The sequence below is a fragment of the Pseudohaliea sp. genome (genome assembly GCF_054552115.1).
The window spans coordinates 84,942-101,381 of the sequence record NZ_JBTOLW010000010.1; the positions used below are offsets into that span (position 1 = coordinate 84,942).

Consider the following 16,440-nt stretch of genomic DNA (forward strand, 5'->3'; position numbering starts at 1 on the left):
GCTAGAGCAGGAGGCGCCGGATATCGCCCAGCAGCCCGAGCAGTGTCTCCATGAAACGGCCGGCGTCACCGCCGTTGATCACGCGGTGGTCGTAGGACAGGCCGAGGGGCAGCAGCGTGCGCGGCTGGAAGGCGCTGCCGTCCCAGACGGGCTGCACACCCGCGCGGCCGACGCCCAGGATGCCGACCTCCGGCGTGTTGATGATCGGGGTGAAGCCGCGGCCGCCGATACTGCCGAGGCTCGAGACGGTAAAGCAGCCGCCCTGCATGTCCGCGGGCTTGAGCTTCCGGTCGCGGGCCGCGCCGGCCAGGGCGATAACCTCTTCGGCCAGTTCCCAGAGCGACTTGCGATCGACATCCCGGATCACCGGCACCATCAGCCCCGCCGGGGTATCGACGGCCATGCCGATGTGCACGTAATCCTTGAAAGTCAGTGCGTTGCCGCCGTCCGAAAGCGAGGCATTGAATGTCGGGTGGGCACGGAGTGCGGCCGCGCAGGCCTTGAGGAGGAACGGCAGGGGCGTGAGCCGCGTACCCCGCTCTGCAGCCTCCGCCTTCAGCGACCGGCGGAAGGCTTCGAGCTCGGTGATGTCCGCATCGTCGAACTGGGTCACATGCGGCACGTTCAACCAGCTGCGCTGCATGTTCGCCGCAGTGAGCTTGTCGAGCTTGCTGCGCTGCTCGACCGTGACCGGGCCGAAGGCGGCGAAGTCCACCTCGGGCACGGGCGGCACGCCCGCGCCCGCCGCGGGGGCCGGGCTCTCCTTGAGGGCCTTCTGTACGTACCCCTGGAGGTCTTCCTTGAGGATGCGGCCCCGCGGGCCGCTGCCGGTCACCTGGCCGAGCTCGACGCCGAATTCCCGGGCGAGCTTGCGCACGGCCGGACCGGCGTAGACATCCCGCTCCCGTGGTGCCACGGTGGCGGCGGGCGCCGCCGCGGGCGACGGTGTCGGCGCGGCCGGCTCCGGGGTGGCGGGCCCGCTGTCCTCGACCTCGGAAGTCGCCGCGGGCGCGCTCTTTTCCGGCGCCTGCTCTCGCGGCTGCTCCTGCGGCTGCGCGCCGGCTCCCGCCCCCTCCGCCGCAGGGGCGGGCGCGGCGGCCTGCCCGGCGCTGCGCAGCCGCAGAAGCAGGTCACCCTCGCTGACCGTCCCGCCGGCCTCCACGAGGATTTCCACCACCTCGCCGGCGGCGGGTGCCGGCACTTCCATGGAGGCCTTGTCGGACTCGAGGACCACGAGGCTGTCGCCCTCCTCGACCGTGTCGCCCACCGCCACGGACAGCTCGACCAGGTCGACCGGGTCCTGCGTACCGATATCCGGGACGGGCACGTCCATGACCCTCCCGCTTCCTGCTTCCGCGGCCGGCGCCCCGGTGGACGCGGCATCCGCACCGGGTGCCGTGCTCTCGCCCGTGGCGTTTTCCTCGCCCGCCCCGGTGCCGGCACCGCCATCATCATCGGCCGGCGCCGCTGCGCTGCTCCCGCGGTCCCCGGTGCGGTCGCCGGCCCTGTCCCCGTCGCTATCCCCGTCGCTATCCCCGTCGCTATCGCCATCGGCGCCGCTGCCGGTCTCGACCCAGGCGATCGGGTCGCCCTCCGCGAGCTGGTCGCCTTCCTTGACCAGCAACTCCGCGAGCGTGCCCGCAACCGTCGACGGAATCTCCATGGAAGCCTTGTCCGACTCCAGGACGATGAGCCCCTGCTCGACCTCGATGCTGTCACCGGGCCCTACCAGCAGTTCCACGACCTCCGCGGCCTCGGCGCCGCCGATATCGGGTACAAGTACCTGTTCTTTCGCCACCTGACGCTCCTGGTTCTGGCTGACCTTCAGGCCAGCATGGGGTCGATCTTGTCCGGGTCGATGCCGAGGTCACGGCGCGCCTCGGCGACCTTCGCGGGCTCGATGGCGCCTTCCGCGGCCAGCGCGCCGAGAGCCGTGAAGGCGATGTATTCCCGGCTCACCTCGAAGAATTGCCGCAGCTTCGCCCGCGTATCGCTGCGGCCGAAGCCGTCGGTGCCGAGAACGGTATACGGGCCGGGCATGTAGGCACGCAGCTGCTCGCCATAAGGCGTGATGTAGTCCGTCGCCAGGATTGCCGGCCCGTCCGCGTCCTCGAGGAGCTGCGTGAGGTAAGGCACGCGTGGCGCCTCTTCGGGGTTGAGGCGGTTCCAGCGGCGGCAAGCGCGCCCGTCGCGGGCCAGCTCGTTGAGGCTGGTCACGCTCCAGGTATCGGCGGATACACCGTAATCGCTGGCCAGAAGCTCGGCCGCCGCCTCGACTTCCCGGAGGATCGCACCGGCTCCCAGGAGCTGTACGCGGGGACCGTCCTCCCGGGGGGACCGCCGCAGGCGGTACATGCCGCGGATGATCCCCTCTTCCGCCCCGGCCGGCATCTCCGGGTGCGGGTAGTTCTCGTTCATCGTGGTGATGTAGTAGAAGCGGTTCTCCCGCTCGAGGTACATGCGCCGCAGGCCATCCTGGATGATCACGGCAAGCTCGTAGCTGTAGGTCGGGTCGTAGCTGACACAATTGGGGATGGTCTGTGCCAGCAGGTGGCTGTGGCCGTCCTGGTGCTGCAGGCCCTCGCCGTTGAGCGTCGTACGGCCCGAGGTGGCCCCGATAAGGAAACCCCGCGCCTGGCTGTCGCCAGCGGCCCAGGCGAGGTCGCCGATGCGCTGGAAGCCGAACATGGAGTAGAAGACGTAGAACGGCACCATCGGGTAGTCGCTGGTGCTGTAGGACGTCGCCGCCGCGAGCCAGGATGAGAAAGCGCCGGCCTCATTGATGCCCTCTTCGAGGATCTGGCCCTTGATGTCCTCCTTGTAGAACATGATCTGGCCGGCATCGTGGGGCGTGTAGCGCTGGCCCACCGACGAGTAGATACCGAGCTGCCGGAACATGCCCTCCATACCGAAGGTGCGCGCCTCGTCCGGCACGATCGGCACCACGCGCTCGCCGAGGGCCTTGTCCTTGGCCAGGGAGGAGAGAATGCGCACGAAGGCCATGGTGGTGGAGATTTTTCGCTCGCCGCTGCCCTTGAGCTGCGACTTGAAGGCGTCGAGGTCCGGCACGTCGAGGGACCGCTCACCCCGCCGGCGCGCCGGCACGAAGCCGCCGAGCGCCTCGCGGCGCTCCAGCATGTAGCGCATCTCCGGGCTGTCCGGCGCCGGGCGGTAGTAGGGCACATTGGCCAGCTCACTGTCGCTGATGGGGATGCCGAAGCGGTCCCGGAATGCCTTCAGGCCCTCCATGTCCAGCTTCTTCAGGGAGTGGGTCTCGTTGTTTGCCTCGCCGGCCTCGCCGGTGCCGTAGCCCTTGACCGTCATGGCCAGGATAACCGTCGGTTTCTCCTGCTGGGCCACGGCGTGGGCGTAGGCCGCGTAGATCTTGTACGGATCGTGGCCACCCCGGTTGAGATACATGATGTCCTCGTCGGAGAGATCCTTGACCAGTTCCAGCAGCTCCGGGTACTTGCCGAAGAAGTGCTCCCGGGTATAGGCACCGCCGTTGTACTTGTAATTCTGCAGCTCGCCGTCGCAGACCTCGTCCATGCGCTTCTGCAGGAGGCCCGTCTCGTCGCGCTCCAGCAGCGGGTCCCACTTCCGGCCCCAGACCACCTTCACCACATCCCAGCCCGCGCCGCGGAACACGCCCTCGAGTTCCTGGATGATCTTGCCGTTACCGCGGACCGGGCCGTCGAGACGCTGCAGGTTGCAGTTGACGACAAAAATGAGGTTGCCGAGGCGCTCTCGCCCCGCCAGGGAAATGGAGCCCAGGGACTCGGGTTCATCGCACTCGCCGTCGCCCAGATAGCACCAGACGTTGCGGTCACCGTGGTCCAGGAGACCGCGATCTTGCTGGTACTTGAGCAGCCGCGCCTGGTAGATGGCCTGGATCGGCCCGAGCCCCATGGACACGGTGGGGAACTGCCAGTAATCGGGCATGAGCCAGGGATGGGGATAGGAGGACAGGCCCTGGCCGTCCACCTCCCGGCGGAAGTTGTCCAACTGCTCTTCGGTGAGCCTTCCCTCGAGATAGGAACGGGCGTACATGCCCGGGGCACTGTGCCCCTGGTAGAACACCAGGTCGCCCGGGTGATCGCCATCGGCGCCGCGAAAGAAATGGTTGCAGCCCACATCGTAAAGCGTGGCGCTGGATGAAAAACTGGAGATGTGGCCTCCGAGGCCCTCGTCGTTGTCGTTGGCCCGCATGACCATCGCCAGGGCATTCCAGCGCACGAGGGAACGGATCCGGCGCTCCATGAACAGGTCCCCGGGCATCTGCTTCTGGTCCGCCGGGGCAATCGTGTTGCGAAACGGCGTGGTGATGGCCGTCGGCAACGGGATGCCGTCCGTCATGGCCCGCTTCGACAGCTCGTTCATGAGGTAGGTGGCGCGCTCCTCCCCCCGGTACTTCACCACCTCGTCGAAAGAATCTATCCACTCGCGGGTTTCGACGGGATCAATGTCATCGATCATGGCTGGGGAGGCTCCTGGCGTTGCAGTGACATCAGGTTCTTTAATAGAACGATCGAGCGCGCGGGAACACACCCACGCACGCCGAAGGCATTACCCATCCTACAGGAAAGCGGCAATCGAGGGAAATAACAATTCCCAATTAGAACTAAAGCCGGTCCACGACCCAGGTGCTGTGGCCCGCCTTGATCGCGCCTGCGCTGTCGAACCGCTGACCGCCACTGTCGGGTACGGTGCCGCGGGCACCCGGCGCGACGACCTGGAGCGAACGCGGCTGCTCCCGGAAGGTCTCGCGGAAATAGGTGGCCCACTCTTCCATGGCGAAGTCATTGACCGCCGCGGCCAACTGCCTCCGGCCGTCGAAGGCATACTGGCGCCTGGCGATGGACTGCCAGTAGAACTCCGCCCGCTCCAAGAGGTTCTTGTCCGGCTGCTCGATCTCCGCCACCAGCGCTTCCCGGTGGCGCCGGAAGCGCGCGCTGTCCAGGGACGGCAGCACGTCGTCGAGAAATGCCTCCATGGCGTCCGTCACCTGCGTGGCGTCATGGCCCGGCGACTGCACCAGCAGTACCAGCCCGGGGATGTCGAACTGCGGCCAGGAGAAGGCGCTGACCACGTAGCCGAGCTGCTGCTCGGTCCGCAGCTCCTGGAAGAACCCGGATTTCATCACCTGCGCGGCCAGGGCCGTACCCGCCCGGTCGCGCCAGCGATCGCCACCACCCTGCAGGTACCAGGCAACGACCGAGTCCGCGTGCGGCACGTCGGTGACGAACTGCAGGGATTCGCCCGCGGCAAGACGCAGCACCTCCAGCGGCGGCAGCGTGGGGGCATCTCCGGCCGGCAGCAGTTCATCAAGGGCTGCGGCGAGGTCGGCCACGGCCGACCGCGGGTAGTTGCCGTAGAGCAGCCCCTCCGCGCTCGCGCTGGCCCAGAAAGCGCCCGCATAAGCCTCGATGGCCGCGAGGTCGAACCCCTCGAGCGCCTCGATCAACGCGGCTTCGCCATGGTCGCCGTAGCGCAGCGCCTCGCGCAGATCGTCGATGACCTGCGTGGCCGGGCGCCTGGCGACGGCATTCTCGAGGCTGCGGACCAGGTCCGCCCGGATGTTTTCGAAGCGGGCCGGATCGAAGGCCGACTCCTGCAGGGTGTCGAGCAGCCGCTCGAGCAGGATCTGCTGCTTGTCGTTGTAGCCGCTGATGCGAAGGCTCACGCCGCGGGCGTGCTTGTAGAGACTGAAGTCCAGCCCGGCGAGCCGGGCCGGATAGGTGAAGGGGTTGACCGCGTCCGTGAGGAGGTTGGTGTAGAGAAGGGCGGCCGCCACATCGCGCGCGCTGCCCACCGCGCGCGGGGAGCGGAAGTTCACATACATGGCCCCGCGCGGCACGCGGAAAGCCTCCGCCTGGCGGAACCAGATACGTGTACGTGGCGCGTCGTGGACAATCGTCGGCGTCTCCGGGTTGTCCGCCGCCAGCGGCACCAGCGACAGATCTTCGGCAATGAAGGCGTTCGGCGCGGGCAGCTGCAGGCTGTCCGCCGCCGCGGGCGCCCAGCGGGCTGCGAGTGCCGGGCCCTGCTCTACGCCGTAGGGCACCTCGTAAAAGGGAGACTCGCGATCCGTGGGTACGCCGGGCGCCGTCAGCACGACCTGCGCCAGCGCGGGCCGCATGCTGTCCAGGGCATCCGCGATGAGTTCCGGGGCGAAGCGCTCCATGAGGTAGGGCCCCTGGAGGACATCCTCCGGGGCGTAATAATGCATGCCGCCGGCCAGGGCGCTGACATAGCCGATCGGCTCGCCGTGCTCCCGGAACCGGAAGTCAATGGCCGCCAGTTCCGATTGCTCTTCGTAGAGCCGGCGCCGGGGCCCCTCCTCGCGAAGCATAGCGAGGTAGCCGAACAGCAGGGCGAGTACGCGTTCGTGCTCCTCGACACCACGCTCGGTGAGGGAAACGGTGACACTGAACAGCGCACCGCCGCGCCAGGACAGCCCCTCTCCAGCAGAAAGGCCTTCCGCCAGGCCCTCGCGCTTGAGGGCCAGGAGAAGGCTGCCCTCCCCTTCGTGGCCGATGAGGTTGCCGAGGTAGGCCATGGGCTTGGCCCGGTACTCGGAACGGTAATCGGGTACCTGGAAATTGACCTGCAGTTGCCGGAGCGTCGCCTGGGGCTGCACGGTCACCTTCATGGGCAGGGTCGCGGGGTCAAAGAGCGGCGCCTCCAGCGGCTCCGGCTCGTAGTCGTGGTTGGGTACCCGGACAAACAGGGGCGCCACCAGTTCCTCGAGTTCGTCGAGGGGTTCCGCGCCGAGCACCACGAGGCGCATGGCGTTGGCGGAGTAGTGCTTGCGGTAGAAAGCCAGCAGGTCGTCCCGCACCGGCGCGTCGGGCCGGTCGGCGAGCGTCTCCAGGCTGCCGACGGAGAACTGGCTGTAGGGGTGCGCCGGGTTCATGACCGCCTGCAGCACGTCGAGGCCGCGCCGCGGGTCGCTCTTGAGGCCCATCTGGTACTCCGCCTGCACCGCGTTCTTCTCCCGGTCCACGTAGACCGCATCGAGACGCGGTGCGATGAAGAACTGGGCGAAGCGATCCAGTCCCTCCTCGAGGTACGGGGCGTTGATGTCGAAGAAATAGTTCGTGTGCTCGAAGCTCGTGTAGGCGTTGCGGGACCCGCCGTGCTCCGTGATGTACCGCTCGTACTCGGCGGCATCGGGGTACTTGTCGGTGCCTAGAAAAAGCATGTGTTCAAGGAAATGGGCAAGCCCACCGCGCCCCGGCGGATTGTCGCCACTGCCCACCATCACGTCCAGCGATGCCGCGGCCTTCGGCGTGTCCGGGTCGGAAATGAGCAGTGCCTGCAGTCCGTTTTCCAGCGTGACCAGCCGGTAGGCATAGTCATCCGCCGGGCTCCGGGCGGGCTCCACCCGCTCGCGGACAGGGCTTGCGGCGCAGGCCGCGAACATGAGGCACAACAGCGGGACGAGAAGCGCCCGCAGATGCGGCGCAGGTCGCAGGGGCATGAATCAGTCTCCTTGTATGGCTTCCGGTTCCACTTCCCGGGTGGGCCAGGCGTTGATGACCGCCTTGATCAGCGTGGCCAGGGGGATGGCGAAGAAGACACCCCACAGGCCCCAGATACCGCCAAAGAACAGCACGGCGATGATGATGGCCACGGGGTGCAGATTGACCGCCTCGGAGAAGAGCAGCGGGACCAGCACATTGCCATCGAGAATCTGGATGACGATATAGACCGCCATCACGACATAGAATTCCCCGCTGATCCCCCACTGGAAGAAGGCGACCATGAGGATAGGGATAGTGATGAGGAAGGCGCCGATGTAGGGAATGATCACGGACAGCCCCACCAGCAGCGCGAGCAGGGCCGCGTAGTTGAGCCCGAGCCAGGTGAAGGCGACATAGCTTGCGGCGCCGACGATGATGATCTCCACCATCTTGCCCCGGGCATAGTTCGAGAACTGGACGTTCATCTCCGCCCAGATCCGGGTAAGCAGGGGCCGCCGGCGGGGCAGGAAGCTGGTCAGCCAATCGGTGATCTGCTGCCGGTCCTTGAGGAGGAAAAAGACCATGATCGGGATAAGCACCAGGTAGACCGTCACCGTCAGGAAGCCGGGAATGCCGGCCAGCGTCCGGGTTACGAGCCGCTGGCCGAAGCCGGCGACTTCCACCTGCGCCGCCGCCACCACCTGGTTGAGCTGCTCCTGGCTGAACAGCTCCGGGTACTGGGCGGGCAGGACCGCCAGCAGCTGGCGCCCCTGCTCCAGCATGCGCGGCACCTCGCCGGCGAGCGCCACGAGCTGGCGCCAGACCAGCGGCAGCAGGCCCAGAATCACGCCGAAAAACGCGCCGATGAAGATAATGAAGGCCAGGGTGAAGCCCAGCCACTGGGGCAGGCCGGAGCGCTGCAGCACGTTGGCCACGCCCTGGACGAGATAGGCGAGGACGATGGCGGCGAGCACCGGCGCGAGAATATCGCCGATGGTGACGAGCAGCACCGTGCCGAGGAGCAGCAGCAGGAGCAGCAGGATGGATTCCTCCTCCTGCAGGTAGCGCCGGTACCACTTCTTGAAGACTTCCATCATGGAAAAGTCGACTCCCTCAGCACGCCGCGGGGCGGTCCCGCCCGAGCCGTTTATCATGCCCGAGCCCGCGGTGGGATGTATACGCCGCTGGCATCGTTCAGGTCAGCGCGCGCTGAAAGGCCTCACCAAGCAGCTCGCGTACCGGGCCCGGGTGGGGCGCGCGTCACCGCTTGCGCAGGAGGTAACGGTAGACGCCGTCCCGCTCCTCGCCGAGGAGGAGCTCGTGACCACTCTGCTCGCAGAAGACGGCGAAGTCCCGCATCGAACCGCTGTCCGTCGCCAGCACCGCGAGCGTCTGCCCCGGAGCCAGCGCATTCAGAGCGCGCTTGGCCTTCAGGAGCGGCATCGGGCAGCGCAGCCCGCGGGCGTCAACCTCGCTGTCAGCGGTCTCCAGCATGGGGTGATGTCCTCCGGGGCGCGGTGAACTTTTAGCCACCGCAACCGCCTAACTTTGCGCATCGGTGCGATCGTCGATACGGATCGCCGCCGGTCGCGTAGAATACGTCAAGCCGCCCTGGCAGACCACGGGCGCCCCGGATACCAGGTTGACCTTCATGCCCCGCCGCTACCGACAAGCAATGCCCGCAGCCCTGCTCGCGCTGGTGCTCGCGGCTGCGCCCGTGGCGGCCATGGAGGACCTCAAGCTGCCCAACCTGGGCGAGTCGAGCACCAGCCTCTTCTCGGCGGAGTACGAATACCAGCTGGGGCGCGCCTGGCTGCGGATCTTTCGCGGCCAGGTACCGACGGTGAACGACCCGCTCCTCTTCGACTACCTCGAGGGGCTGGTATTCCGCCTGGTCAACCACAGCCAGCTCAAGGACAGGCGGGTCGACCTCGTTATCGTGGACAACCCCACGATCAACGCCTTTGCGGTGCCCGGCGGGGTCATCGGCGTGCATAACGGTCTCCTCCTCTACGCCCAGAGTGAAGACGAACTGGCCACGGTCCTCGCCCACGAGATCGCCCACCTGAGCCAGCGGCACTTCTCCCGCCGCGTGGAGTTCGCGAAGAAGCAGCAGCCGCTGACCCTCGCAACCATGCTCGCCAGCTTCGTACTGATGGCCGCGGCCGGGGGCGATGCGGGGATCGCCGCGCTCAGCGCCGCCCAGGCCGCGGCGCAGGACTCCGCGCTGCGCTACAGCCGGGGGAACGAGGCCGAGGCGGACCGGGTAGGCATGCAGACTCTCGTTGCCGCCGGCATGGACCCGCATGCGGCTCCGGCGATGTTCGAGCGCATGCTGCAGGCCTCCCGCTACGCGACCGGCAACCGGATTCCCGAGTTCCTGCGCACGCACCCGCTGTCGGAAAGCCGCATCGCAGACACGCGAAACCGCGCCCGTCAGTACCCGAAGCAGATCCGCACCACGGATCTCACCTATCAGCTCATGCGGGCGCGGGTAGTCAACCAGCTGGCGGAGACACCGGAGGAGGCGATCCGAAAATTCCGCAGCGAGCTGGATGGTTCACCGCGCTCGCAGGCCGCCGCGCGCTACGGCCTGGTGCTCGCCCTGACCGAGGCCGGACGCACCGATGAGGCCGCCCTTGAACTCGATACGATCTGGGCCGCGGACCGGGAAAGGCTGGAGTACCTCCTGGCCGACGCGGAAATCGATCTCGCCCGCAACCAGCCGGAAAAGGCGGTAAAGAAACTGTCAGACCGGCTGCTGCTATCGCCGGGCAACCACCCGCTGGCCATGGCCTACGCCCGCGCCCTGCTCAAGAACGAGCAGCCCCATATCGCGGAGCAGGTACTGACGGAGCAGAGCAAGCGACGACCCGATGACCCCCACCTGTGGTACCTGCTGGCGGAAGTGCAGGGGCTCGCGGGTAACATCGTCGGGCTGCACCAGTCCCGGGCCGAGTACTTCATCCTCAACGGGGTGCTCGACGAGGCCGAGAAGCAGCTGCGCTACGCTCTGCGCAGTGTGAAATCCGACTACACTACCAGCGCTCGCATCAACGAGCGCCTGAAGGATGTGGTGGAGATGCGGGACCAGCTGGAGTCCTAGGAACCCGGCGCGTCGGCCTGCTAGTCCCCGGAACGGCGGAGTGCCGCGGAAAAATCCAGCATCCGCCTGAGGGGGCGCATGGCACGCTCGCCGATTGCCGGGTCCACGTGAATCTCGTTGTCGTCGCGCTCGAAGACCGTGGCGAGGTTGGAGAGCTCGTTCATGGCCATCCATGGACAATGGGCACAGCTGCGGCAGGTGGCTCCCTTGCCGGCCGTCGGGGCAATGATGAACTCTTTCTCCGGGGCCTGCTGCTGCAGTTTGTAGAAGATGCCCTGATCCGTCGCCACGATGAAGCGCTCGTTGGGCATTTCCCTCGCGGCGTTGATGATCTGGGTGGTGGAGCCGACCCTGTCCGCCAGCTCCACGACGGCCGCAGGCGATTCCGGATGTACCAGCACCGCAGCGTCCGGATAGACCCTCTTGAGATCTGCAAGGCCCCGCGCCTTGAACTCCTCGTGCACGATGCAGGCGCCATCCCACATCAGGATGTCGGCACCAGTCTCCCGGCGCACGTAGTCCCCGAGATGCTTGTCCGGCGCCCAGAGAATCTTCTTGCCCTCGTCGGCAAGGTGCTCGGCGACGTTGAGCGCGATGCTGGAGGTGACGACCCAGTCGGCCCTGGCCTTCACCGCAGCGGAGGTATTCGCATAGACAACCACCTCGCGATCGGGGTGGGCATCACAGAAGGCCGAGAACTCGTCCGCCGGGCAGCCGAGGTCGAGGGAGCAGGTCGCCTCCAGCGTGGGCATGAGCACCCGCTTGTCCGGAGTGAGAATCTTGGCCGTTTCGCCCATGAACCGGACGCCGCAGACCACGAGCGTGCTGGCGGGGTGGTCGTGGCCGAAGCGCGCCATCTCCAGCGAGTCTGACACGCAGCCACCGGTTTCCTCGGCCAAAGCCTGGATCTTCGGCGAGGTGTAATAATGCGCAACGATTACCGCATTGTGACGTGCCAGGTCAGCCTTGATGCGGTCGATGAGGCCGGCCTCCTCCTCGGGGCTCAGCTCCTGGGCCTCGGCGCGGTCGAGATGTTGCTGAACCTGGAGGCGGATAGCCTCCAGTTTTTCGGATGCAAGGCTCATGGGGGGCATGCCAGTCGTTCAATATCTTACTTGTATTTTACCACAGCCGGCCCGCCCTTCCCCACGGACCCTCCGGCCTGCGCTAGGCAAGGGCCGCCATCGGTGTTAGCCTCTTCTGACCGTCGGTCACACGCGCACGACATGACCTCGCAGCCGCAAGCGAAAGTGAGCCCGGCCACGACACAGCCAAAGGCCAAGATTCTTGTCAGCGATGACGACATGAATGTGCGCCTGCTCACCCGCCAGTGTCTCGAGGCGGAGGGCATGACGGTCGTTGAGGCCGCCGACGGGCAGCAGGCGCTCGAAGCCTTCCTCCGCGAACGCCCCGACCTGATCTTTCTCGATGTCGAGATGCCGGGACTCTCGGGCCTGGAAGTATGCCGTCGGATCCGCGAGATGCCCCAGGGGGAAAGCATCCCCATCATGATCGTCACCGGCTCCGATGACCGGAAGTCCATCGATGAGGGCTTCGAGGCGGGTGCCACTCAGTACAAGACGAAGCCGGTCAACTGGTCGCTCCTCGGCCGCGACGTCCAGTACATGCTGCGGGCGAGCAATGCTTTCAACAGCCTCAAGCGCCAGGAAGACCGGCTGCGCTACCTCGCCTACTACGATCCGCTCACGAACCTGCCCAACCGGCGCAGTTTCAACGAGCAGTTGACGCGGATCCTGAAGCGCGCGCAACGGCTCGGTCACAGCGCCGCGCTCCTGTTCATTGACCTCGACAATTTCAAGCGCATCAACGACTCCATCGGCCACGGTCGCGGAGACCGGCTGCTTGTCGAAATCGCCAAGCGGCTCGCCGGGGAACTGCGCGAAGACGACGCCATCAACTATCTCTCCGACGACAACGCGGAGGAACTTGACCCGGGCGACCGCAACACCGAAATAGCCCGCCTGGGGGGCGACGAGTTCACCGTGGTCCTCTCGGACGTGCGCGACGTCCGCGATGTCGAGGGTGTGGCCCAGCGGGTTATCCGGACCCTGTCGGAGCCGATTGCCCTGCATTCCCACAACCCGGTAGTGACACCGAGCATCGGCATCGCCATGTATCCCCAGGATGGGCTGGACGCGGACAGCCTGGTGCGCAACGCGGATACCGCCATGTACGCGGCAAAGGCCGACGGCCGCGCCTGCTTCCGCTTCTATAACGAAGACATGAATGCGCGGTCCGTCGAGCAGCTGAAGCTCGAGGAAGACCTGCGCGAGGCCATGCGCGAGGGGCAGCTGGAGCTGCGCTACCAGCCCCAGGTGGACACCCGCACCGGGCGGGTAGTGAGCCTCGAGGCCCTGGTGCGCTGGAAGCACCCCGTCCGGGGACTGATTTCGCCCGGCGACTTCATCCCGGTTGCGGAACGAACGGGGCAGATCATCGAACTGGGTGAATGGGTGCTGGCCGAGGTGGCGCGGCACTGTACCTACTGGGAGACACTGGGCCTGAGCGATTTCCGGGTGTGCGTGAACATCTCGCCGCTCCAGTTCAACCAGCCGGACCTGGTGGAACGGGTGCGTTTCTTCCTGGACCACTCGGGGCTCGATGCGGCCCGGCTTGAACTGGAGCTGACCGAAAGCGCCATCATGACGGACGCCAAGACGAACATCGACAAACTGCGCCAGCTGAACGAGCTCGGGCTCGACCTTGCGGTGGATGATTTCGGCACCGGCTACTCATCGCTCAGCTACCTCAAGCGCTTCCCCATCAACACGCTGAAAATCGACCAGAGCTTTGTCGCCGACCTGTCGAGCCAGGACGGCGTGGCCATCGTTGATGCCATCATCATTCTCGCCAAGACTCTCAACCTGCGCTCCATTGCCGAGGGTATTGAGACCCGGGACCAGCTTCGGCACCTCGCGGCACAGCAATGTGACATGCTGCAGGGATTCTTCTTTGCACGCCCGCTCTACCCCGAGGACGTACCCGACGCCCTGCGAAACGATTACGCCCGGGATATCGCAGACGCGCTGAGAGACTGATCGACACCCATGGGAGGTAGTACCAAGGGGTTGCTGCGGGCGATCGTTGTCCCCTCGCTGAGCATCCTTGCCGCGACGGCAGACGCCGCCGCGGTATCTGTCATGCTACAGGGCGGGTCGGCGGCAGCACTTCGGGAGCGTGTCGAGTCCGTCGGGGGCGAAGTGACTCACTTCCTGCCGATCATCGACGCCGTCGGCGCACGGCTGACGCCTGCCCAGGTGGACCGGTTGCGTGACCTGCCCGGGGTCCACCGCATCATCGATGACCTCGACCGACAGGAGCCCGAGGCAGCGCCCCCCGCCTGCCAGCTCGGCGGTGCCCTGGAATTAGGCATCGACGGAACCAGGGTGGAGTGGACCCTGTATAACAAGGGCGAAGACGAGGCCAGGCTGGAAAGTGTGAGGGCCTCCTGGCCCACCGAACTGGGCAGGCTGGAAACGGCGAGCTTTGCCGGCCACGCGATGGTGACGCCCGTAGAAGACAGGGCAGGTGTCTCAACGATCCGCCCGGCTGCAAAGACTGCCTTGCCCGGCGGCGCCGCGGGTACGCTGGCGCTCGAATTCTCCCAGCCCTGGCCAACCGGGGAAGTGTTCCAGCGCGACCTGCAGCTGACTGCGAGTTATGCCGGTGACTGTGAAGTGGAGTTGATACCGGGCTACGACGACAACGACGGCGACAGTTACTACAGTACCGTTGCCGGCGCCGACCTGCTCCACCGGCACGGCATCACCGGCGCTGGCGTTACCGTAGCCGTGCTGGATTCCGGACTCTGGGATGATCCGCGCCTTACCCACGACACCCGCGGCGAGCTCCGCGTCCTCGCCAGCTACGACGCCATTGCCGGCGAAGAGGTCGATAACGCCTTTGATGAGAGTGGCCATGGCAGCCACATGACCAGCATCCTCGCGCAAAGCCGCGCCATAACCAGGCCGGGCACCGAGCCCGGCGCCTGGCGCGGCGTGGCCCCTGATGCGCGGCTCGTGGTGGTCAAGGCCTTCAGCCGGGAAGGCCAGGGAGACCTGCTGGATATCGTTCGCGGCGTGCAATGGATCGTGGACCACCGGGAAAGTTACGGCATTCGTGTCATCAACCTCTCCTTCGCCGCCAAACCCCGCTGGCCGTACTGGCAGGACCCCATCAACCAGGCGCTCATGCGCGCCTGGGATGCCGGCATCGTAGCGGTCGCCGCGGCGGGCAACGAAGGACCGGAGGCCATGACCATAGGCTCCCCGGGCAACCTGCCCTACCTGATCACCGTAGGCGCCATCACTGACAGCTGGACCTTCGATGACCCCAACGACGACTACCTGCCCGACTTCTCCTCGCGAGGCCCCACACCGAGCGCCCACATCAAGCCGGACCTCGTCGCTCCGGGAGGGCATATGGCGGGCCTCACGAGACCGGGATCGACACTGACAGAGGAATTTCCCGAATATCAGCTTCTGAACGGGGACTTCGTGATGACCGGCACTTCTCAGGCTGCCGCGCTCGTCTCGGGCCTGGTGGCCCTGCTGCTCCAGGTAGAGCCGGAGCTGACCGCGGATGACGTAAAGTGCAAGTTCCTGTCTTCCGCGGACCCGGCTATCAACGCCGATGGAAGGCTCAGCTACTCACCCTTTGCACAGGGGGCCGGCGCCATCAGCATTCAGCGTGCCCTCACGCTCGGGGATACCGGTTGCGGTAACCGGGGGCTGGACCTCAAGGCCGACATCGCAGGCGACAACCACTTCGAGGGGCCCGCAATCCTTGCCGCGGACGGCACGCCCACGCTGCCCGGGCTTGCGACGATGGTCGGCTCCGAGCCACCCGAAAAGGGACACAGCAATAATCGCCGCTGGGGTATCAAGGCCCACATAGAGCGGCCCCGGCTTACTGCCGAAGAGGCAGAATCCTCCCCCGACCCACAAATGCCCTTCGACTGGCACGGCCTCTACCTCGAGGAAAAAGAGAGAGTGGAACAACTCTCACGCGTACAAAAATAGCGAACCGCAACCACGACGGACACCCCGCACCCACCGTCAGCCGCGAAGCAGCGACAGGCTCGAAATCACCTTGTCTACAACACCCGCGCAGGACAACGCGCCTGCAGCTGCCCCTACCCCAAAGGGGGTACCTCCCCACCTTCATCAAAACAGCCCTCGCCACTAAGGTCATCGTGAACTTGGAAAAACCGATCCCCAAAGGATCAGTTCAAGCACCAGCAGCGCGGCAGAGCCGCCACTGGCAACGCGAAACTTGACGACGAAGGTGGGCGTGGGACTATGAATCGTGTGAGATGGATCAGGAGTGTTGGACTCGCTACTGCAGCAAGCGCAGTACTAATCAACAGCGCGATCGCAGACTCCTCGGACAACCCGGCCGGAACTGTCCGAGCCGCAATCGCATCCAGCCAGAACTATGCCGCGGGAGATCACAAGGCTTATAAGTGGAACCGGCTTAAAACTGAATCGCGTGCTACCGGTAGCACAAACGAAGCAGCCGGCACCGGCGGCTTCGCATGGTCTGATGACGTCAAGCCAGAAGCAGACATGCGCAGCTCCAAGGCCGTAGCTAGCTACACAGGCACAGCACAAGCATCAGCTAGTTCCACCGGGTACCGGTGGGGCATTCGCGGCTACGTTAACCAAGCGGGGTATCGCTGGGGTATCCGTAGCGACGCCGACCAGGCGGGTTATCGCTGGGGTATCCGTAGCGATGCAGACCAGGCAGGCTACCGCTGGGGCATCCGCAGCGATGCAGACCAGGCAGGCTACCGCTGGGGCATCCGCAGCGATGCAGACCAGGCAGGCTACCGCTGGGGCATCCGCA

9 protein-coding genes and 1 pseudogene are annotated in these 16,440 nt (G+C 66.1%); 4 read left to right on the forward strand and 6 right to left on the reverse strand.

Going from position 1 to position 16,440, the window contains the following annotated elements; translation table 11 throughout:
• Position 1: 1 nt before the first annotated feature.
• The 5 genes from aceF to ACX93N_RS07280 all read right to left on the reverse strand — a co-directional run bounded on the left by aceF (position 2) and on the right by ACX93N_RS07280 (position 8,960).
• Positions 2–1,798 carry a dihydrolipoyllysine-residue acetyltransferase gene (aceF, locus tag ACX93N_RS07260; protein WP_459427738.1) on the reverse strand — a complete coding sequence of 599 codons (1,797 nt, stop codon included), beginning with the start codon at positions 1,796–1,798 and terminating at the stop codon, positions 2–4.
• Positions 1,799–1,824: 26 nt separating this feature from the next.
• Entirely contained in the window at positions 1,825–4,476 is a 2,652-nt protein-coding gene (gene aceE / locus ACX93N_RS07265; RefSeq protein ID WP_459427739.1) for a pyruvate dehydrogenase (acetyl-transferring), homodimeric type, read from the reverse strand.
• A gap of 145 nt (positions 4,477–4,621) precedes the next feature.
• Complete coding sequence (locus tag ACX93N_RS07270; RefSeq protein WP_459427740.1) at positions 4,622–7,483, reverse strand: insulinase family protein; 2,862 nt, start codon at positions 7,481–7,483, stop codon at positions 4,622–4,624.
• A 3-nt stretch (positions 7,484–7,486) separates the two neighbouring features.
• A complete protein-coding gene (locus ACX93N_RS07275; RefSeq protein WP_459427741.1) occupies positions 7,487–8,563 on the reverse strand; it encodes an AI-2E family transporter in 1,077 nt (358 codons plus the stop codon).
• Between the two features lie 163 nt (positions 8,564–8,726).
• The gene (locus ACX93N_RS07280; protein ID WP_459427742.1) at positions 8,727–8,960 is read right to left on the reverse strand and encodes a sulfurtransferase TusA family protein; all 234 of its coding nucleotides are present in this window, start codon (positions 8,958–8,960) and stop codon (positions 8,727–8,729) included.
• A 181-nt stretch (positions 8,961–9,141) separates the two neighbouring features.
• Here ACX93N_RS07280 and ACX93N_RS07285 point away from each other — a divergent pair, with 181 nt between their 5' ends.
• Positions 9,142–10,572, forward strand: a complete 1,431-nt coding sequence (locus ACX93N_RS07285) for a M48 family metalloprotease (protein ID WP_459427743.1) — start codon at positions 9,142–9,144, stop codon at positions 10,570–10,572.
• A 20-nt stretch (positions 10,573–10,592) separates the two neighbouring features.
• Here the strand turns inward: ACX93N_RS07285 and nadA are convergent, their stop codons facing one another.
• Complete coding sequence (gene nadA, locus ACX93N_RS07290; RefSeq protein WP_459427744.1) at positions 10,593–11,657, reverse strand: quinolinate synthase NadA; 1,065 nt, start codon at positions 11,655–11,657, stop codon at positions 10,593–10,595.
• 165 nt (positions 11,658–11,822) lie between these two features.
• Here nadA and ACX93N_RS07295 point away from each other — a divergent pair, with 165 nt between their 5' ends.
• The 3 genes and pseudogenes from ACX93N_RS07295 to ACX93N_RS07305 form a co-directional block, all read left to right on the forward strand.
• Complete coding sequence (locus ACX93N_RS07295) at positions 11,823–13,631, forward strand: putative bifunctional diguanylate cyclase/phosphodiesterase (protein WP_459427745.1); 1,809 nt, start codon at positions 11,823–11,825, stop codon at positions 13,629–13,631.
• Between the two features lie 102 nt (positions 13,632–13,733).
• Complete coding sequence (locus ACX93N_RS07300; RefSeq protein ID WP_459427746.1) at positions 13,734–15,614, forward strand: S8 family peptidase; 1,881 nt, start codon at positions 13,734–13,736, stop codon at positions 15,612–15,614.
• A 546-nt stretch (positions 15,615–16,160) separates the two neighbouring features.
• Positions 16,161–16,440, forward strand: a pseudogene (locus ACX93N_RS07305) (hypothetical protein); the annotation flags it as partial.